Annotated in this window: 18 protein-coding genes; 12 read left to right on the forward strand and 6 right to left on the reverse strand. The window is 71.0% G+C overall.

Annotation, left to right across the window (positions count from 1 at the left end):
* Positions 1-15 precede the first annotated feature (15 nt).
* A complete protein-coding gene (locus AOK03_RS01325; RefSeq protein WP_055563237.1) occupies positions 16-1,263 on the reverse strand; it encodes a class I SAM-dependent methyltransferase in 1,248 nt (415 codons plus the stop codon).
* 82 nt (positions 1,264-1,345) lie between these two features.
* Here AOK03_RS01325 and AOK03_RS01330 point away from each other — a divergent pair, with 82 nt between their 5' ends.
* From AOK03_RS01330 to groL, 4 genes are all read left to right on the forward strand, one after another.
* A complete protein-coding gene (locus AOK03_RS01330) occupies positions 1,346-2,272 on the forward strand; it encodes a polysaccharide deacetylase family protein (RefSeq protein ID WP_055563238.1) in 927 nt (308 codons plus the stop codon).
* On the forward strand, positions 2,269-2,553 hold the full coding sequence (locus AOK03_RS45085) for a hypothetical protein (protein WP_079074391.1): 285 nt from the start codon (positions 2,269-2,271) through the stop codon (positions 2,551-2,553). Before AOK03_RS01330 ends, AOK03_RS45085 begins: the two co-directional genes overlap by 4 nt.
* A 188-nt stretch (positions 2,554-2,741) precedes the next feature.
* On the forward strand, positions 2,742-3,050 hold the full coding sequence (gene groES / locus AOK03_RS01335; RefSeq protein WP_006347174.1) for a co-chaperone GroES: 309 nt from the start codon (positions 2,742-2,744) through the stop codon (positions 3,048-3,050).
* 128 nt (positions 3,051-3,178) lie between these two features.
* On the forward strand, positions 3,179-4,807 hold the full coding sequence (gene groL / locus AOK03_RS01340; protein WP_055563239.1) for a chaperonin GroEL: 1,629 nt from the start codon (positions 3,179-3,181) through the stop codon (positions 4,805-4,807).
* A 261-nt stretch (positions 4,808-5,068) separates the two neighbouring features.
* On the opposite strand, the gene AOK03_RS01345 is transcribed toward groL, so the two are convergent.
* Positions 5,069-5,842 (reverse strand): SDR family NAD(P)-dependent oxidoreductase, encoded by a 774-nt coding sequence (locus AOK03_RS01345; RefSeq protein ID WP_055563240.1) that lies wholly within the window; start codon positions 5,840-5,842, stop codon positions 5,069-5,071.
* 53 nt (positions 5,843-5,895) lie between these two features.
* Complete coding sequence (locus tag AOK03_RS01350) at positions 5,896-6,576, reverse strand: MOSC domain-containing protein (RefSeq protein ID WP_055563241.1); 681 nt, start codon at positions 6,574-6,576, stop codon at positions 5,896-5,898.
* A gap of 80 nt (positions 6,577-6,656) precedes the next feature.
* On the opposite strand from AOK03_RS01350, the gene AOK03_RS01355 reads away from it, so the two are divergent.
* Complete coding sequence (locus AOK03_RS01355; protein ID WP_055563242.1) at positions 6,657-7,553, forward strand: LysR family transcriptional regulator; 897 nt, start codon at positions 6,657-6,659, stop codon at positions 7,551-7,553.
* 51 nt (positions 7,554-7,604) lie between these two features.
* Here the strand turns inward: AOK03_RS01355 and AOK03_RS01360 are convergent, their stop codons facing one another.
* A complete protein-coding gene (locus tag AOK03_RS01360) occupies positions 7,605-7,949 on the reverse strand; it encodes a WhiB family transcriptional regulator (RefSeq protein WP_055563243.1) in 345 nt (114 codons plus the stop codon).
* A 390-nt stretch (positions 7,950-8,339) separates the two neighbouring features.
* Here AOK03_RS01360 and AOK03_RS01365 point away from each other — a divergent pair, with 390 nt between their 5' ends.
* The 4 genes from AOK03_RS01365 to AOK03_RS01380 all read left to right on the forward strand — a co-directional run bounded on the left by AOK03_RS01365 (position 8,340) and on the right by AOK03_RS01380 (position 12,673).
* Positions 8,340-8,951 (forward strand): response regulator transcription factor, encoded by a 612-nt coding sequence (locus AOK03_RS01365; RefSeq protein ID WP_003948568.1) that lies wholly within the window; start codon positions 8,340-8,342, stop codon positions 8,949-8,951.
* A 245-nt stretch (positions 8,952-9,196) separates the two neighbouring features.
* On the forward strand, positions 9,197-9,772 hold the full coding sequence (locus tag AOK03_RS01370; protein WP_055563244.1) for a sigma-70 family RNA polymerase sigma factor: 576 nt from the start codon (positions 9,197-9,199) through the stop codon (positions 9,770-9,772).
* 146 nt (positions 9,773-9,918) lie between these two features.
* Positions 9,919-11,436: an IMP dehydrogenase gene (gene guaB, locus AOK03_RS01375; RefSeq protein WP_055563245.1), complete on the forward strand. Its 1,518-nt coding sequence runs from the start codon at positions 9,919-9,921 to the stop codon at positions 11,434-11,436.
* 112 nt (positions 11,437-11,548) lie between these two features.
* Positions 11,549-12,673 (forward strand): GuaB3 family IMP dehydrogenase-related protein, encoded by a 1,125-nt coding sequence (locus tag AOK03_RS01380; protein ID WP_055563246.1) that lies wholly within the window; start codon positions 11,549-11,551, stop codon positions 12,671-12,673.
* A gap of 79 nt (positions 12,674-12,752) precedes the next feature.
* Here AOK03_RS01380 and AOK03_RS01385 read toward each other — a convergent pair whose 3' ends face one another.
* Entirely contained in the window at positions 12,753-14,006 is a 1,254-nt protein-coding gene (locus AOK03_RS01385; protein ID WP_055563247.1) for a nucleotide sugar dehydrogenase, read from the reverse strand.
* A 227-nt stretch (positions 14,007-14,233) separates the two neighbouring features.
* On the opposite strand from AOK03_RS01385, the gene AOK03_RS01390 reads away from it, so the two are divergent.
* Positions 14,234-15,943: a glycerol-3-phosphate dehydrogenase/oxidase gene (locus AOK03_RS01390; RefSeq protein WP_079074392.1), complete on the forward strand. Its 1,710-nt coding sequence runs from the start codon at positions 14,234-14,236 to the stop codon at positions 15,941-15,943.
* Positions 15,944-15,963: 20 nt separating this feature from the next.
* Here the strand turns inward: AOK03_RS01390 and AOK03_RS01395 are convergent, their stop codons facing one another.
* Complete coding sequence (locus AOK03_RS01395) at positions 15,964-16,857, reverse strand: serine hydrolase domain-containing protein (protein ID WP_425264342.1); 894 nt, start codon at positions 16,855-16,857, stop codon at positions 15,964-15,966.
* Positions 16,858-17,277: 420 nt separating this feature from the next.
* Here AOK03_RS01395 and AOK03_RS01400 point away from each other — a divergent pair, with 420 nt between their 5' ends.
* Both AOK03_RS01400 and AOK03_RS01405 read left to right on the forward strand, forming a co-directional pair.
* On the forward strand, positions 17,278-19,425 hold the full coding sequence (locus AOK03_RS01400) for a serine/threonine-protein kinase (RefSeq protein ID WP_055563249.1): 2,148 nt from the start codon (positions 17,278-17,280) through the stop codon (positions 19,423-19,425).
* Between the two features lie 128 nt (positions 19,426-19,553).
* Positions 19,554-19,736, forward strand: a 183-nt coding sequence (locus AOK03_RS01405; protein WP_244177444.1) for a hypothetical protein, incomplete at its 3' end; no start/stop codon positions are given.

Raw genomic sequence — 19,736 nt, forward strand, 5'->3', positions numbered from 1 at the left:
GTCGGGGGACGGGTCCTAGGCGGGCCGGGGCGCTGCCGGGTGGCCGATCAGCATCGTCGGGGCGCCCGCCACCCGCGTCAGGAAGACGGTCGCCGCGTTCTTCCCCTGCGGCTTCACCTTGCGCCGCAGTTCCTCCGGCTCAACGGCGGAGCCGCGCTTCTTCACGGTGAGGATGCCGACGCCGCGCTCGCGCAGCAGCGCCTTCAGCTTCTTCACGTTGAACGGGAGCTGGTCGGTGATCTCGTACGCGGTCGCGTACGGGGTGTCGTGCAGGGCGTCGGAGGTGACGTACGCGATGGTCTCGTCGATGAGTCCGCCCTCGACCCGGGCGGCGACCTCGGCGACCAGGTGCGCGCGGATGACGGCGCCGTCCGGCTCGTACAGGTAGCGCCCGACGGGACGGGCCTCGGGGTCCGGCAGCATCGCGGCGAGCGAGGTCCACAGGGAGGCGCCGCCGGGCAGGAGCGTGGCGCGGTGCGAGGCGGGGGTGTCCGTGCCGAACCACAGCACGGCCTCCTTCACGTCGCCGCCGTCCGAGATCCACTCGGCCCCCGCCTCGGCGGGGATCGCCTCGTGCGGGATGCCGGGGGCGATCTTCAGCGCGGCGAGCGGGGCTCGGAGCGCCGCACCGACGGCCCAGGACAGCGGCGGTGAGTAGGCCTCGGGGTCGAAGATCCGCCCGCGGCCGCCGCGCCGCGCCGGGTCCACGAAGACGGCGTCGTACGCGCCCGTGTCCACCTCGGTGACGTCCGCCTCCCGCACCTCGATCAGGTCGGCGAGGCCGAGGGCCTCGGCGTTGGCGCGGGCGGCCGCGCAGGTCAGCGGGTCACGGTCGACGGCGAGCACGGAGATCCCGGCCCGCGCGAGGGCGATGGCGTCGCCGCCGATGCCGCAGCAGAGGTCGGCGAGCGAACGTACGCCCAACGCCTTGAAGCTCTCGGCGCGGTGCGCGGCGACGGAGGCGCGCGTGGACTGCTCGACGCCGTTCGGCGTGAAGAACATCCGGGCCGCGTCCTCGGCGCCGAACTTCGCCGCGGCCCGTCGGCGCAGCCGCGCCTGGGCCAGGGCCGCGGAGACCAGGGGCGCCGGGTAGGTGCGGCGCAGCCGGGTGGCGGCGGCGAGCTCCTGGGCCGGTTCGACGTCCCGCACCTCGTCGAGCAGGGCCCGGCCCTCCTCGGTGCGGAGGGCGGCGAAGGCGGCGAGGGGGTCGCCGAGGTCAGTCTCTTGGGCGCTCGGCGTGTTCGGGTCGTTCACCTGCCCCATTGTGGGCCAGTCGGTGGATGGTGCGCGGCCGGTAGCGGTGTCGGGCCCTCATCAGGGCCTTGAGCTGCGAGGATCCGGCGCCATGCAACTAGTACGACAAAACGAAGAATACGCCGCAAGACGGAAGAACCAGGCGCGCGCCCTGGTCGTCGTCCTGTCCCTCGCCGCGGTCGCCTCGGGCTGCGCGTCCGGAGGCGACTCCGACGACGTGCGGCCCGCCCACGGCCAGCAGCCGCTGCAGGCCCTGCCCGCCCGCGCCCTCGACTCGTACGCCCAGAAGCTCGCCACGGCCCAGGTCGCCCGCACCCTGGCCGCCAAGCGCTGGGGCCTGGCCAAGACCCCGCTGGCCGCGCCCCCGCCGCCCCGGACCAAGCCGCGGATCACCACCCGCAAGGGCTTCGAGGTCAAGGGCCAGGCGAGCCTGCCGCCGGTCTTCACGACGATCCCCACCAAGGAGAAGGTCGTCTTCCTGACCATCGACGACGGCGCCGAGAAGGACCCCGCGCTGCTGAAGATGATGAGCGAACTGAGGCTCCCGTACACCGCGTTCCTCAGCGACTACCTGGTCAAGGAGGACTACGCCTACTTCAAGAAGATGCAGGCCCGCGGCGTCTCCCTGAACAACCACACGCTCAACCACCGCTATCTGCCCGGACTCTCGTACGACAAGCAGCGCCGCGAGATCTGCGGCATGCAGGACACCATCGAGAAGCACTACGGCAAGCGCCCCGAGCTCTTCCGCCCGCCGTACGGCAACTACAACCAGGACACGCTGCGCGCCGCCAAGTCCTGCGGCGTCAAGGCGGTGCCGCTGTGGGCGTCGGAGGCCTTCGCCGACCACATGGAGTGGCGCGAGTGGGACCGCGACCTGCACCCCGGCGACATCATCCTCACGCACTTCCGGGGGCGTGAGGACTGGAAGGGCACCATGCCCGACATGATCCGCCGGGTCATGAAGACGGTCACGGACAAGGGGTACGCGGTGGCCAGGCTGGAGGACTACCTGTGACCCCGCGGGCGCGAGCGCGCCGCCGCCTCCTCGCCGGGGCCCTGCTGTGCGGAGTGCTCGCGCCCGCACTGCTCACGGGATGCGCGGAATCGGTGGACCCGATCGAGCGGCTGGGCAGGAAGGCGGCCCAGAAGGTGCCGAGCAAGCCGAACAAGGGCAGACCGGGCCCGGCGCCCTGCGCGGAGCGGCGGGAATCGAGGCCTCCGTGGCGCGTGGACACGGAACTGGCACCCCTCGTCGTGCGTTGCCCCGAAGGGGTGCCCCGCACCCCTTCGCGATGAAGCCCGACGCAGTGGATTGGCACTCCGCTTGACCGAGTGCTAATCCCCGTCCTAGTCTCGCTTCTGGCACTCCCCACTGGAGAGTGCCAACAGCGACGGGCAGGTCCGGCACCCGCGACGACGGATCCACCTGGTCGCCACACTCAGACTCTTAACCCCGTGAGATCTCCGAAGGGGGAGACCGGATCGTGACGACCGCAAGCTCCAAGGTTGCCATCAAGCCGCTCGAGGACCGCATTGTGGTCCAGCCGCTCGACGCCGAGCAGACCACGGCCTCCGGCCTGGTCATTCCGGACACCGCGAAGGAGAAGCCCCAGGAGGGCGCCGTCCTCGCCGTGGGCCCGGGCCGCTTCGAGAACGGCGAGCGCCTGCCGCTCGACGTCAAGGTCGGCGATGTCGTGCTGTACAGCAAGTACGGCGGCACCGAGGTGAAGTACAACGGCGACGAGTACCTCGTCCTCTCGGCTCGCGACGTGCTCGCGATCGTCGAGAAGTAATTTCACCGCTTCACCTGCTTCACCAGCAGATTTGCTTTTGAGCTGCGCCCCTGGTCACCCCGCTGATTGCCGGGCGGCGAGGGGCGCAGTTCGTTCACCCGAGTTTTCGAGAGGGCTGAATCGCTCCCATGGCGAAGATCCTGAAGTTCGACGAGGACGCCCGTCGCGCCCTTGAGCGCGGCGTCAACAAGCTTGCCGACACGGTCAAGGTGACGATCGGCCCCCGCGGCCGCAACGTCGTCATCGACAAGAAGTTCGGTGCCCCGACCATCACCAACGACGGCGTCACCATCGCCCGTGAGGTCGAGGTCGAGGACCCGTACGAGAACCTCGGCGCCCAGCTGGTGAAGGAGGTGGCGACCAAGACCAACGACATCGCTGGTGACGGCACCACCACCGCCACCGTGCTCGCCCAGGCCCTGGTCAAGGAAGGCCTGCGCAACGTCGCCGCCGGCGCCTCCCCGGCCGCCCTGAAGAAGGGCATCGACGCCGCCGTCGCGGCCGTCTCCGAGGAGCTCCTCGCCACCGCCCGTCCGATCGACGACAAGGCCGACATCGCGGCCGTCGCCGGTCTGTCGGCCCAGGACCCGCAGGTCGGCGAGCTCATCGCCGAGGCGATGGACAAGGTCGGCAAGGACGGTGTCATCACCGTCGAGGAGTCCAACACCTTCGGCCTGGAGCTCGACTTCACCGAGGGCATGGCCTTCGACAAGGGCTACCTGTCGCCGTACATGGTGTCCGACCAGGAGCGTATGGAGGCCGTCCTCGACGACCCGTACATCCTGATCCACCAGGGCAAGATCTCCTCCATCCAGGACCTCCTGCCGCTGCTCGAGAAGGTCATCCAGGCCAACGCCTCGAAGCCGCTCCTGATCATCGCCGAGGACGTCGAGGGCGAGGCCCTGTCGACCCTGGTCGTGAACAAGATCCGTGGCACCTTCAACGCCGTCGCGGTGAAGGCCCCGGGCTTCGGCGACCGCCGCAAGGCCATGCTCGGTGACATCGCCACCCTCACCGGCGGCACCGTCATCGCCGAAGAGGTCGGCCTCAAGATCGACCAGGTCGGTCTCGACGTGCTGGGCACCGCCCGCCGCGTCACCATCACCAAGGACGACACCACGATCGTCGACGGCGGCGGCAACAAGGCCGACGTCGAGGGCCGCGTCGCCCAGATCAAGGCCGAGATCGACGCCACGGACTCCGACTGGGACCGCGAGAAGCTCCAGGAGCGCCTCGCGAAGCTGGCCGGCGGCGTGTGCGTCATCAAGGTCGGCGCCGCCACCGAGGTGGAGCTGAAGGAGAAGAAGCACCGTCTGGAGGACGCCATCTCCGCGACCCGCGCCGCGGTCGAGGAGGGCATCGTCTCCGGTGGTGGCTCCGCTCTGGTGCACGCCGCCAAGGTGCTCGGCGACTCGCTCGGCAAGGACGGCGACGAGGCCACCGGTGTGGCCGTCGTCCGCCGCGCCGCCGTCGAGCCGCTGCGCTGGATCGCCGAGAACGCCGGCCTCGAGGGCTACGTCATCACCTCGAAGGTCGCCGAGCTCGACAAGGGCTTCGGCTTCAACGCCGCGACCGGTGAGTACGGCGACCTGGTCAAGGCCGGCGTCATCGACCCGGTCAAGGTCACCCGCTCCGCCCTGGAGAACGCCGCGTCCATCGCGTCGCTGCTCCTGACGACCGAGACCCTGGTCGTCGAGAAGCCGGCCGAGGAAGAGGCCGAGGCGGGCCACGGCCACGGCCACGGTCACTCTCACTGACCTGAGTTGCCCGAGGCCCGGCTCCCTTCACGGGGATCCGGGCCTCGGGCCTTTCCGGGGGCGCGTCCGCCGGGTTGCCCCTCGTCGCCGGGTGCGGGTCGCCGTCGGCTGGTCGCGCAGTTCCCCGCGCCCCTGGGGACGACTCCGGCAGGCGCCCCGTCAGGGGCGCGGGGAACTGCGCGAGGACGGACCACGCCCCGCACCCGGCGACGAGGTGTAACCAGGCAGACGCCGCCCCGCCCCCGCGAAGGCCCCGCAGGCCTACTGCGGCCCGTACTTGCGGCCCGTGCGGGACGTCACGCCACCGAGCAGCGCCCGCGGCGTCACCTTCACCACGCCCATCAGGGCCTTGTACCTCGGGTCGGGGATCGACACGGTCCTGCCCCGCGCCAGATCGGTGAGCGCCACCGCGACCAGCTTGTCCGCGTCGAGCCACATCCAGTTGGGGATGTTGGACGTGCCCATCCCCGCACGCTTGTGGAACTCCGTGCGTACGAAGCCGGGGCAGAGCGCCATCAGCCGCACCCCGGAGCCCGCCAGGTCCTTCGCCGCGCCCTGGGTGAACTGCACGACCCACGCCTTCGAGGCGCCGTACGTCCCGCGCGGCACGAACGCCGCCACCGACGCGACGTTCACGACACCGCCGCGACCGCGCTCCCGCATCGACTCCGTCGCGGCCGACGTCAGCCGCAGCACCGCCTCGCAGTGCACCTTGAGCATGGTCAGCTCGTCGGCGAGCGAGACCTCCAGATACCGGCCCTTGTTGCCGAACCCCGCGTTGTTGATCAGGAGGTCGACCGCGTCCCTGCGGTTCGAGAGCCGCTTCTCGACCGTCTCGATGCCGTCGTCCGTCGAGAGGTCCGCGGTCAGCACCTCCGCCTCGATGCCGTGCCGGTCGTGCAGCTCGGTCGCCTGCTCGTGCAACCGCTCGGTGTCGCGAGCCACCAGCACGAGGTTGTGCCCGTCGGCCGCGAGGCGCCGCGCGAAGGCCGCGCCGATGCCGGCGGTCGATCCCGTAATCAGAGCCGTAGTCATGGCCCAAGGCTAGTGAGATCGCGTGACCGCTGTGTTGCGCGGACCGCCCGGGGTCAGGGAGAGGCGGGAGCGCCCTGCCGCGCCAGGTACTTGCGCGCACGCTCGGCCGTCTCCGGATGCAGGGCGTCGCCCGCCGCGAGCAGCTCGGGCAGCAGGGCCTTCTCCGTCGTGACGGCCCGGAACTGGAGGGCGACGGTGACCTCGTGCGCGGGCCGGTGCACGATCTCGATCGGGTCCCCGGCCCGGATCTCACCCGGCGCGACGACGCGCAGATACGCCCCGGGAGCACCCTCTTCCGTGAACCGCTTCACCCACCCCTTCTCGTCGAGGTGGCCCTGGAACGTACGGCAGGGGATGCGCCCGCTCGTGACTTCGAGCACCAGATCGGAGCCCACCCGCCAGCGCTCGCCGATCCTCGCGCCGCTCACGTCGACGCCCGACGTCGTGAGGTTCTCGCCGAAGGCGCCGTCGGGCAGGGGGCGCCCGAGGGCGTGCTGCCAGGCGTCGAGGTCCTCGCGGGCGTAGGCGTACACCGCCTGGTCGTTTCCGCCGTGGTGGCGCAGGTCGCAGATCTCGTCACCGGCCATGCCGCTGCCGCCGACGCCCTTCGCGCCCGGCGCGGCCACGGCGACCGGGCCCCGCACGGGCCGCTTGTCGATGCCGGTGCCGCCGGAGGGCGCACCGGCGTGCGCGACGTTCTTGCGGCGGCCCACGTTCACAGAAAGAAGCTCCATGAAGGCAGGCTAGGCGAGGCGCTCTCAAAGAAGCGATGCATTATTTCGCGATATGTCCAAGCGTCGCTTATGCTCGGACCATGATCGAGGCCCGTCACCTCCGTGTCCTGCGCGCCGTGGCCGCCACCGGCTCCTTCTCCGCCGCGGCCCGCGAGCTCGGCTGCACCCAGCCCGCCGTCAGTCAGCAGATGAAGGCCCTCGAATCCTCGGCGGGCACGCCGCTGCTGATCCGCACCGGCCGCGAGATGCGGCTGACCCAGGCGGGCGAGGCCCTGGTCAGGCATGCCGCGGGCATCCTCGCCGGGCTGACCGCCGCCGAGGAGGAGGTCGCCGCCATCGCGGGCCTGCGGGCCGGCCGGGTCAGGCTCGTCTCCTTCCCCAGCGGCAGTTCCACCCTCGTTCCCTGCGCCCTGGCGGCGCTGCGCGCGGCCCACCCGGGCACCCGCGTCTCCCTCGTGGAGGCCGAGCCGCCGCGCTCGGTGGAGATGCTGCGCGAGGGCGACTGCGACGTCGCCCTCGCCTTCCGGTACGAAGGAGCGACGGCCGCGGAGGAGTGGGGCGACCTCGTCGTGCGCCCGCTGCTCGCGGACCGGCTCGTCGGCCTCGTACCCGAAGGGCACCGGCTCGCCGACGCGGACTCGGTCACCATCGGAGAGTTCGCCGACGAATCGTGGATCGCGGGCTGCCCCCGCTGCCGCAGGCAACTGGTGGAGGTCTGCGAGAGCGCGGGCTTCGCGCCCCGGATCGACTTCGCGACCGACGACTATCCGGCGGTGATCGGCCTCGTCGGCGCCGGTCTGGGAGTGGCGGTGCTCCCCGAGCTCGCGATCGAGTCGGTGCGCCCCATGGGTGCACGCACAGTGACGGTGGAGCCCGCCGTGCAGCGGGAGATCGTCGCGCTCACGCTGCCGGATCTGGCGCAGGTGCCGGCCGTCGCCGCCACGCTGGACCACCTCGCGCGGGCCGCCGCCCGCTGATCGGCGCCCTGCGCCCGCCCGCTGCGGGCGGCTTTTCGATGAAACGTTCCTTCAGCTGTGCGACACGGCTCGGCCCGCCGACGCGGCGGCCGTGACGGCGGATGCCGTGACGAGGCGGTTGCGCGCGCGGCCCATGAGCTCCTCGCGCTCGTCCTCGGTCAGTCCGCCCCACACGCCGTACGGCTCGCGCACCGCGAGCGCGTGAGCGGCGCACTCCGCGCGCACGGGGCACCGCATGCAGACCTCCTTGGCGGAGTTCTCACGTGCGCTGCGCGCTGCTCCGCGCTCGCCCTCCGGGTGGAAGAAGAGCGAGCTGTCGACCCCACGGCAGGCCGCGAGGAGCTGCCAGTCCCACAGATCTGCGTTCGGTCCGGGAAGGCGGGAGAAATCTGCCATTGCTGGTCCCCTTGGTGCCGTTCTGACGCGGATACGGTGCGCATGACCGTACATCTACTGTCTAAGGAGATGAAAATATGACTCATTGCGAATCTAGCTATAGACACCAGGAAAAGGGAAGAAAAGGCGCTAAATGGGGCATAGGTTGTGATGAAACGTTGAGGGTCTGCCGCGCGCTCTGCGCTGTGTCCGCGCCCTCACGTAGAGTGCCGAAGGTGTCCGACTGCCCCGTAACTCTTTCGGGTGACCGTCGTTGAGAGTGCGGAGGCGGTTGAAAGAACAAGCGCTCGGGCAGGTGTCCGAGAGCGTCAACCGCACAGGTGACGAATAAGTACCAGCCTGGAGGCTCAAGGTGACGCGCAGCAGCTGTGAGAGCCGCGGAGGACAGTCATGACATCGGTCCTCGTCTGCGATGACTCCCCGCTTGCCCGAGAGGCGCTCCGCCGCGCGGTCGCGACCGTGCCCGGCGTCGAGCGCGTGACCACGGCGGCCAACGGCGAGGAAGTCCTCCGCCGCTGGGGCGCCGACCGCTCGGACCTGATTCTGATGGACGTACGCATGCCCGGTCTCGGCGGCGTGGAGACCGTCCGTCGGCTGCTGTCCGCCGACCCCGGTGCGCGCATCATCATGCTCACCGTCGCCGAGGACCTGGACGGGGTCGCACTCGCGGTCGCGGCCGGCGCCCGCGGCTATCTGCACAAGGACGCCTCGCGTGCCGAACTGCGCGCGACCGTCACCCAGGCGCTCGCCGACCCGACGTGGCGGCTCGCTCCGCGCAGGCTGCGCTCGGCCGAGATGGGCGCCGCGCCCACCCTCACCGCGCGTGAGATCCAAGTCCTCGAGGGCATGAGCCACGGCCGTTCGAACGCGGAGATCGGGCGCGAGCTCTTCCTCTCCGAGGACACCGTGAAAACGCACGCCAGGCGGCTCTTCAAGAAGCTCGGCGCCTCGGACCGCGCGCACGCTGTGGCGCTCGGTTTCCGCTGGGGTCTGGTCCGCTAAGTGTGCCGTCGCGGGGGCACGGCGATCCCCGCCCGCCGTACGGTGGGCGGGGCGACGTACGCCCGTCGACGCTTGTTTCGCCGCCGATGCCGCATCCTTGAGGTGTGGAGTTCCTCGGGGACGAGTCGATCGAGCGGGAGGGGAGGGCGCAGGAGATGAGTTCCGGCGCACCTGCTCATAACGCTTCAGTGCACAACTACGGACGCGGTGCCACGGATCAGTCGCCGTCAAGGCACCATGGACCGATGCGCGATGACAAGACGACGGTGATCGGTGCCCTCGTTCTACGCGCTGTGGAGGGCGACGAGCAGGCCACGCACGACCTCCTGGCCCACGTCCACCCCCTCGCGCTGCGCTACTGCCGCACCCGTCTGTCCCGACTTCCGGGTGACGCACGGCACTTCGTGGAGGACCTGGCGCAGGAAGTGTGCGTCGCCGTGCTCCTGGCCCTGCCGCGCTACAAGGACACGGGGCGCCCCTTCGAGGCGTTCGTCTTCGCGATCGCGGCACACAAGGTGGCCGATCTGCAGCGCGCGGCGATGCGGCACCCCGGATCCACCGCGGTGCCCTCCGACGAGATGCCCGAGCGGCCGGACGACTCGCTCGGCCCGGAGGAGCGCGCCCTGCTCAGCAGCGATGCCGAGTGGGCCAAGAAGCTCCTCGCCAACCTCCCGGACAACCAGCGCGAGCTGCTGCTCCTGCGGATCGCCGTCGGGCTCACGGCCGAGGAGACCGGGCAGATGCTGGGCATGTCACCCGGGGCGGTGCGGGTCGCGCAGCACCGGGCGCTGAGCAGGCTGCGGGCGCTCGCGGAGCAGTAGTCCGGCCTTTTCGGGGATGTGAGCGGCACGGGCGCGTACGTGCGAACGTACAAAGCTTGCCGATGATCTTGATCGTGGAATGAGACACCCTCGAAGGCCGTTAGCATGGACATCCGCACCGATCAAGGCCATTTGGGGAAGGTGTCATGACTGCAAACGGCGGTTCTTCGACTGGGGTGCCCGAGAAATTCGCGACACTCGGGCTGACCTACGACGACGTGCTGCTGCTGCCGGGCGCGTCGGACATGGCGCCCGACCAGATCGACACCTCCTCGCTCGTCTCGAAGAACGTCCGGGTGAACGTCCCGCTGCTCTCCGCGGCGATGGACAAGGTCACCGAGTCCCGCATGGCGATCGCCATGGCGCGGCAGGGCGGCGTCGGCGTGCTGCACCGCAACCTCTCCATCGCGGACCAGGCCAACCAGGTCGACCTGGTGAAGCGCTCCGAGTCCGGCATGGTCACCGACCCGATCACGGTGCACCCGGACGCGACGCTCGCCGAGGCCGACGCGATCTGTGCGAAGTTCCGCATCAGCGGCGTCCCGGTCACCGACGCGGCCGGCAAGCTGCTCGGCATCGTGACCAACCGCGACATGGCCTTCGAGTCGGACCGCACGCGCCAGGTGCGCGAGGTCATGACGCCGATGCCGCTCGTCACCGGCAAGGTCGGCATCTCCGGCGTGGACGCCATGGAGCTGCTGCGCCGCCACAAGATCGAGAAGCTCCCGCTGGTCGACGACGCGGGCGTCCTCAAGGGCCTCATCACGGTCAAGGACTTCGTGAAGGCCGAGAAGTACCCGAACGCGTCGAAGGACGCCGGAGGCCGCCTCCTGGTGGGTGCCGCCGTGGGTGTCGCGGGCGACGCGTTCGAGCGCGCCCAGGCCCTCGTCGCCGCGGGCGTCGACTTCATCGTCGTCGACACCGCGCACGGCCACTCCCGCCTGGTCGGCGACATGGTCGCCAAGATCAAGTCGGACGCCCCCGGCGTCGACGTCATCGGCGGCAACATCGCCACGCGCGACGGCGCCAAGGCGCTCATCGACGCCGGTGTCGACGGCATCAAGGTCGGCGTCGGGCCCGGCTCCATCTGTACGACCCGCGTCGTCGCCGGTATCGGCGTACCGCAGGTAACGGCCATCTACGAAGCGTCGCTCGCCGCCAAGGAGGCCGGTGTCCCGGTCATCGGCGACGGCGGCCTGCAGTACTCCGGAGACATCGCCAAGGCGCTCGTCGCCGGTGCGGACACGGTCATGCTGGGCTCCCTGCTCGCCGGCTGTGAGGAGTCCCCCGGAGAGCTGCTCTTCATCAACGGCAAGCAGTTCAAGTCGTACCGCGGCATGGGCTCGCTCGGCGCCATGCAGACGCGCGGCGACCAGCGCTCCTTCTCCAAGGACCGGTACTTCCAGGAGGGCGTCGCCTCCGACGAGAAGCTGGTGCCCGAGGGCATCGAGGGCCAGGTTCCCTACCGCGGCCCGCTCTCGGCGGTCGTCCACCAGCTGGTGGGCGGACTGCGCCAGTCGATGTTCTACGTGGGCGGGCGCACCGTCCCCGACCTGCAGGCCAACGGCCGTTTCGTCCGCATCACGTCGGCGGGCCTCAAGGAGAGCCACCCGCACGACATCCAGATGACGGTCGAAGCGCCGAACTACAGCCGCAGCAAGTAGTCTTCCGGCGCCACGCGCGCGTGGGAGGGGCGGTCCCGGATCACCGGGACCGCCCCTTCCGTGTGCGTCGGGGATACTGGACAGGCAGACCAAGAGGGAAAGGCCCCACAACGTGACTGAGATCGAGATCGGGCGCGGCAAGCGCGGCCGCCGCGCGTACGCCTTCGACGACATCGCCGTCGTACCGAGTCGGCGCACCCGCGACCCGAAGGAGGTCTCGATCGCGTGGCAGATCGACGCCTACCGCTTCGAGCTGCCCTTCCTGGCCGCCCCGATGGACTCCGTGGTCTCGCCGCAGACCGCCATCCGGATCGGTGAGCTGGGCGGCCTCGGGGTCCTGAACCTCGAGGGCCTCTGGACCCGGTACGAGGACCCGCAGCCGCTGCTCGACGAGATCGCCGAGCTGGACGCGGAGACCGCGACCCGGCGCCTCCAGGAGATCTACGCGGCCCCGATCAAGGCCGACCTGATCGGCCAGCGCATCAAGGAGGTGCGCGACGCCGGTGTGGTCACCGCCGCCGCGCTCTCCCCGCAGCGCACCGCCGAGTTCTCCAAGGCCGTCGTGGACGCCGGGGTCGACATCTTCGTGATCCGCGGCACCACCGTCTCCGCCGAGCACGTCTCCGGCGCCGCCGAGCCGCTGAACCTGAAGCAGTTCATCTACGAGCTGGACGTCCCGGTCATCGTCGGCGGCTGCGCCACGTACACCGCGGCGCTGCACCTCATGCGCACCGGCGCCGCGGGCGTCCTGGTCGGCTTCGGCGGCGGCGCCGCGCACACCACGCGCAACGTGCTGGGCATCCAGGTGCCGATGGCCACCGCGGTCGCCGACGTCGCGGCCGCCCGCCGTGACTACATGGACGAGTCCGGCGGTCGCTACGTCCACGTCATCGCCGACGGCGGCGTGGGCTGGTCCGGCGACCTGCCCAAGGCCATCGCGTGCGGCGCCGACTCCGTGATGATGGGCTCCCCGCTGGCCCGTGCCACGGACGCGCCCGGCAAGGGCCACCACTGGGGCATGGAGGCCGTCCACGAGGACGTGCCGCGCGGCAAGAAGGTCGACCTCGGCACGGTCGGGACGACGGAGGAGGTCCTCACCGGCCCGTCGCACATCCCGGACGGCTCGATGAACTTCTTCGGAGCGCTGCGCCGCGCGATGGCGACCACGGGCTACAGCGAGCTCAAGGAGTTCCAGCGCGTCGAGGTGACGGTCGCGGACTCGCAGCACAAGCGCTGACGCGTCGAGCGCGCCGATCGGATCGCGCGCATCGTTCGGATATGGGCCCCGGTACTTCGTACCGGGGCCCTTTCCGTCGTCACAGGCGGTGGGCCGCGCCCGCCGGGGTCGCGCCCCGGGTGTCCAGGAGCAGCTGGGCCTTCACGGCGAGGCCCTGCAGGTCGTACGTGCGGTGGTGCTGGAGCAGGATCGTGAGGTCGGCGTCGGCCGCGGCCTCGTAGAGGGAGTCCGCGCGCGGGACGGGGCGGCCGAGGACGCTCCAGTTGGGCACGTACGGGTCGTGGTAGCTGACGGCCGCGCCGAGCTCCATGAGCCGGGTCGCCACCTCCTGGGCGGGGGCGCCCTGCTGGTCGGCGAGGTCGGGCTTGTAGGTGACGCCGAGGAGCAGGACGCGGGCGCCGCGGACGGACTTGCCGTGCTCGTTGAGCAGGGTCGCCGAGCGCTGGATGACGTACTGCGGCATGCGGTCGTTGACCTGCTGGGCCAGCTCGACCATGCGCAGCGGGCGGGCGCCGCGGGAGGGGTTCGGGACGTCCAGGGGGACGCCGTGGCCGCCGACGCCGGGCCCGGGACGGAAGGCCTGGAAGCCGAACGGCTTGGTCTCGGCGCAGCGGATGACGTCCCACAGGTCGATGCCGAGGTCGTGGCAGAGCACCGCCATCTCGTTGACCAGGGCCATGTTCACGTGCCGGTAGTTCGTCTCCAGGAGGTGCACGGTCTCGGCCTCGCGGGGGCCGCGGGCGCGGACGACCTTGTCGGTGAGGCGGCCGTAGAAGGTGGCGGCGGACTCGGTGCAGGCCGGGGTGAGGCCGCCGATGACCTTGGGGGTGCCGGCGTAGCCGTGGGAGCGGTTGCCGGGGTCGAGGCGGCCGGGGGAGTACGCGAGGTGGAAGTCGCGTCCGGCCCGCAGGCCCGACCCCGATTCCAGGATGGGACGGAGGAATTCCTCGGTGGTCCCCGGGTACGCGGGTGACTCGAGGATCACCGTGGTGTGCGGACGCAGGCGTGCGGCCAGCGCCCGGGCGGCGTCGGCCACCTGGCCGAGGTCGAGCGAGCGGTCGGCGGCCGGCGGCGTGGGGGCGCAGATGACCGCGGTGCGGACCCGGCCGAGCTCGGCCGGGTTGACGGTCGGCCGGAAGCCCCCCGAGAGCATCCGGCGGACGTCGGCGGCGGTGAGGGTGCCCTCGGCGCCGTCGCAGGGCAGTCTGCCGCCGGCCAGGTCGGTGGCGCGGACGGGGTCGTAGCCGATGGTGTCGATGCCGCGTGCGACGGCGGCCTGGGCGAGGGGCAGGCCGAGGTGGCCGAGACCGATGACGGCGAGATCTGCGGGCATGGCGGTGGGCCGTCCTCCCAATAGCCGGAGTGGGACGAGTGCGCAAGCCCTGTGGACAAGGCGGACCAGCGCAATGTCAGACTAGGAGTAAATATGACCGATTTGCGGTATTGCATCGCGCGGGACTCCGGAGTGTTGTCCACAGGTGGGGGTCGCGTTCAGCGAGAGGCGAGGAAATCTGGGCATGATGTGAGTCCGACCACACCCGATCACAGCGGGAGGCAGCGGTGAGGACAGCGACACTGGGGCCGGCGGAGCGCGCCGAGTCACTGGCGGGAATGGCCGAACGGGAGCTGGACATCCTGGTCGTGGGCGCGGGAGTGGTCGGCGCGGGCACGGCGCTCGACGCGGTGACCCGCGGCCTGTCCACCGGCTTGGTCGAGGCCCGCGACTGGGCCTCCGGCACGTCGAGCCGGTCGAGCAAGCTGATCCACGGCGGCCTCCGCTATCTGGAGATGCTCGACTTCGCCCTCGTGCGGGAGGCGTTGAAGGAGCGCGGCCTGCTCCTGGAGCGGCTGGCCCCGCACCTCGTGAAGCCGGTCCCGTTCCTCTATCCCTTGCAGCACAAGGGCTGGGAGCGGTGGTATGCGGGATCGGGCGTCGCGTTGTACGACGCCATGTCGATGTCCCGAGGCCACGGCCGAGGCCTGCCCATGCACCGCCATCTGACCCGCCGCCACGCCCTGCGCGTCGCCCCGTGTCTGAAGAAGGACGCCCTGGTCGGCGCCATGCAGTACTACGACGCCCAGATGGACGACGCGCGCTACGTGGCGACGCTGGTCCGCACCGCGTCGGCGTACGGCGCGAAGGTCGCCAACCGCGCCAAGGTCACCGGCTTCCTGCGCGAGGGCGAGCGCGTCGTCGGCGCCCGGGTGCAGGACGTCGAGGGCGGCGGGGAGTACGAGATCCGTGCCAAGCAGGTGGTGAACGCGACCGGGGTGTGGACGGACGACACCCAGGCCATGGTCGGCGAGCGCGGCCAGTTCCACGTCAGGGCCTCCAAGGGCATCCACCTGGTCGTGCCCAAGGACCGGATCAACGCGACCACCGGACTGATCCTGCGCACCGAGAAGAGCGTCCTCTTCGTCATCCCGTGGGGACGGCACTGGATCGTGGGCACGACCGACACGGACTGGGACCTCGACAAGGCGCACCCGGCCGCCTCCAGCGCCGACATCGACTACCTCCTGGAGCATGTGAACTCGGTGCTCGCCAGGCCCCTCTCCCGCGACGACGTCCAGGGGGTGTACGCGGGCCTGCGGCCCCTGCTCGCCGGGGAGTCGGACGCCACGAGCAAGCTGTCCCGCGAGCACACGGTCGCGCATCCGGCCCCGGGCCTGGTGGTCATCGCGGGCGGCAAGTACACGACATACCGGGTGATGGCCAAGGACGCCGTCGACGAGGCGGTGCACGCCCTGGACCAGCGCGTCGCCGACTGCGTCACGGAGGACATCCCACTCGTCGGCGCCGAGGGGTACAAGGCGCTGTGGAACGCCCGCGCGAGGATCGCCGCCCGGACGGGCCTCCACGTGGTCCGCGTCGAGCACCTGCTGAATCGGTACGGCTCGCTGGCCGAAGAGGTCCTCGAACTCATCACCGCGGACCCGACCCTCGGCGCCCCCTTGCAGGCGGCCGACGACTACCTCCGGGCCGAAGTGGTCTACGCGGCCTCGCACGAGGGCGCCCGCCACTTGGACGACGTGCTGACGCGCCGGACGCGCATCTCCATCGAGACGTTCGACCGCGGCACGCGCAGCGCCCGGGAGTGCGCCGAGTTGATGGCGCCGGTCCTCGGCTGGGACAAGGACCAGATCGAGCGGGAGGTGCAGCACTACGAAAAGCGGGTGGAGGCCGAGCGGGAGTCGCAGCGTCAGCCGGACGACCTGACGGCGGACGCGGCACGGCTGGGCGCGCCCGACATCGTGCCGCTCGGCTGAGGGTTCCCGGCGCGCCGGCTCTAAGGGACGCGGGGGCAGAACTGGGCTGTGAGAAGGGCGGGTTCCAGGGCCGGGTCGGCCAGCTTGTCCGTGTTGACCCGGAAGGTGATGACCCGTCGGCCGTCGCGGGTGGCCGCGGTGCGGACGTAGCTGCCGGCGATGCGGCCGTTGTGACCCCAGACGGTCGTGCCGCAGGGGAGCTTGTGCGGGTACAGGCCCATGCCGTAGTGGCCGTGTGCGGTGCGGGTGTTGAGCATCTCGCGCAGCAGCGGCGCGGGCAGGAGCCGACCGGAGAGCAGGGCGGCGTAGAAGCGGTTCAGGTCGGCGAGGGTGGAGATCAGCTCGCCCGCGGCACCGGCCACGCGGGGGTCGAGCGCGGTGATGTCCCGGCCGCTGCTCGTGAACGCGCGGCCGTGCGGTGAGGGGAGCGTGGTGCGGGCGCCGGGGAAGGAGGTGCCGGTGAGGTGGAGGGGGCGGAGGATGCGGCGTTCGGCTTCGGTGGCGTACGAGTTGCCGGTGACCCGTTCGATGACCATGCCGAGCACGACGTAGTTCGTGTTGGAGTACGTCCAGCGGCTCGCGGGGGCCGCCGGGTGGGTGAGGGCGGTGCGGACCGCCAGAGCGGGGGTGAGGGGGACGGTGCCCTTGGTCTCGGCGGCGAAGTCGTGGAGGCCGCTGGTGTGGGTGAGCAGGGCGCGCAGGGTGATGGTGCGGCCGTCGATGCCCGGGCCGCGGACGAGTCCGGGCAGATGGTGTTCCACCGGGTCGGACAGGGACAGACGGTGTTCGGCGGCGAGTTGGAGGACGACCGTGGCGATGAACGTCTTGGTGATGCTGCCCACCCTGAAGTGGTCGGCGCGGGTCAGGGAGGGGCCGGTCCGGGCGAAGTGGAGGTAGGGGCGCGGGCTCGGCACGGAGAACTTCGGCCGCGCGGGGCGTGACGGCAGGGACTGTTGTGCGGAGAGTTGCGCGGCGACGGGAGATGCCTGGTGGCGTAGGGTGCGTGCACTCGGGGGCGGTTCGGGCTGAGCGCGACTCAGGAGCGCCGCGGCCGGGGCCTTGCCCAGGGTGGTGAGCAGCGGAAGAGTGGCATCCGTGGCCGGTGCCGCGGGTTGTGGCCGGCCCGCTGCCAGGCCGATGAGTGCCGCCGCCAGCAGGATGGCCGGTATTGAGCGTGCTGTCGGCAAGGCGGTCCCTCCTCGTGCGCGGTCCATCATGGGGCACGCGAGGGGGGCCGTTGGACCCTGGGCGCCGGCCGGTCCCCGAGTAAGGGACAATGAAGGCTCTGTCAGGGCGGGTTGCTCGGGTAGCAGCGGTAGCAGCAGAGGGGACGCATGTCGGACGCGGAGCAGACGGGTGACGCCCGTCGGGACAAGAGCGAACGTCTCCTCGCCGGCCGGTACCGGCTGGGAGAGGTGCTCGGCCGCGGAGGCATGGGCACCGTCTGGCGCGCCAAGGACGAAACCCTTGGGCGCACGGTCGCGGTGAAGGAGCTCCGGTTCCCCTCGAGCATCGACGAGGAGGAGAAGCGGCGGCTCATCACGCGTACGTTGCGTGAGGCCAAGGCGATCGCGCGGATCCGCAACACCAGCGCCGTGACGGTGTACGACGTGGTCGACGAGGACGACCGCCCGTGGATCGTGATGGAGCTGGTCGAGGGCAAGTCGCTCGCCGAGGCGATCCGTGAGGACGGACTGCTCACGCCGCGACGGGCGGCCGAGGTCGGCCTCGCCGTGCTCGACGTGCTGCGGTCCGCCCACCGGGAAGGCATTCTGCACCGCGACGTGAAGCCGTCGAACGTGCTGATCGCCGAGGACGGCCGGGTCGTCCTCACCGACTTCGGCATCGCGCAGGTCGAGGGCGACCCGTCGATCACGTCCACCGGCATGCTCGTGGGCGCCCCGTCGTACATCGCCCCGGAGCGTGCCCGCGGGCACAAGCCGGGCCCCGCGGCCGACATGTGGTCGCTGGGCGGCCTGCTGTACGCGGCCGTGGAGGGCGTGCCCCCGTACGACAAGGGCTCCGCCATCGCGACCCTCACCGCGGTGATGACCGAGGACGTCGAACAGCCCACCAACGCGGGACCGTTGGAGAAGGTCATCTACGGCCTGCTCGCCAAGGACCCGGAGCAGCGGCTCGACGACGCGGGGGCGCGGGCGCTCCTCATCGATGTCATCCACGCCCCGGAGAGCAAGCCGGAGCCCGAGCCGATCGAGGCGACCAAGGTGGTGCCGCTGCCTCCGGCCCCGCCCAAGCCGCCGAGGACGCCGAAGTCGCCGAGGACGCCGAAGGCCTCGAAGCCGAGCAGGCTGACGAAGTCTTCGAAGGGCACGAAGGCGGCGGGTGCTGTCGCTGCCGGTGCCGCCGGAGCGGCTGGTGCTGCCGGTGCGGCCGGTGCGGCCGGTGCGGCCGGTGCCGCGCAGGGGTCGGTCGGGTCCTCCGCTCCCGCCGGGACCGCTGGGGCCGCCGGTACTGCTGGAACTCCTGGAGCCCCTGGGACTCCTGTTGCTAACGGGACCGCGGCGACGTCCGGGGCATCGAGCACCGCGGCCAGCAAGGCCGGGGAGGCCGCCGACCGGCTGAAGGGCGCCCTGCAGTCCGTGCGGAAGGCGGCCGCGTCCGCCACCGCGCGGGGCGCCGGTGTGTCCGGGGCCGCAGCCGGGGCCGGGACCGGGACCGGAGGCGTGCCGCCGCGGGCGCCCGCCAAGGCGTCGCTCACCGATGTGGTGCCGCGCCGGACGCTGGTCATAGTGACCATGGTGGTCGTGCTCGCCGTGCTCGGTACGGTGCTCGCCCTCGCTCTCGGCGATGACAACGCGGACAGCAAGGACAACAAGGGCGGCGACAAGGCCGTGTCCGCCGGGGCGACCGGCAGCGGGGACCAGGAAAAAGGCAAGGACGAGGACAAGGACTCCGGCAAGGGAGCCGACAAGGGCACCGGCGCCGGGGCCGACGAGAGCAAGGACCCGGGCAAGGACGAGAGCGCCGACCCGGACGAGGGCGAGGGCCACGACCCGAGCAAGGACGACGACGGCAAGAAGCCGGACGACGGCGCCGAGTCGACGTACAAGCACTCCCAGGGCTTCAAGATCGGGCTTCCGAAGGGCTGGAAGTTCCAGTCCACGGGCCGGGCGGGCGCGCGGTTCGGCGGCCCCGACGGGCAGAAGCTGCTGATCGGCTGGACCACCACTCCCAAGGACAACCCGGTCAGTGACTGGAAGAACCAGGAGAACTACATGGTCCGGCCGCAGTACGACCGGATCCGGATAGAGAAGGTCGGCTTCCGCGGCTGGAACACGGCCGACTGGGAATTCACCTACGTGGACGGCGGGACCAAGTACCGGTCGATCGACCGCGGCTTCGTCGTCAACGGCGGCCTGGGCTACGGAATGATGTACACGGCCAAGGCCGACGACTGGGGCAGCGGGCAGCGGCGGGACGCGTGGCGGACCTTCACGAGGACATTCGAGCCGAAGTCCTAGCCTGAGATCTCGTATCCCCTCATTGCGGTCCGCTCACGGCACGTATCGTGAATGCTTGCGGACCGTACGCAGCCGCAACGCGCCGCAAGACGAACGGATTTGACCACCGGGCGGACGGGGAAGGCATCGTGGACGACTACGCGGGACGGGTGCTCGCCGACCGCTACCGCCTGCCGCTGCCGCCCTCCGACGTGTACGAGTTCGCCGAGTCGCGCGCCTTCGACACGTACAGCGGGCAGGAAGTCCTCGTCCGTCAGGTGCCGCTGCCCGAGATCGTCGAGGCGGAGGTGCTCGACGATCTCGGGCAGCGG

Source organism: Streptomyces atriruber, from assembly GCF_001418325.1.
GTDB lineage: Bacteria > Actinomycetota > Actinomycetes > Streptomycetales > Streptomycetaceae > Streptomyces > Streptomyces atriruber.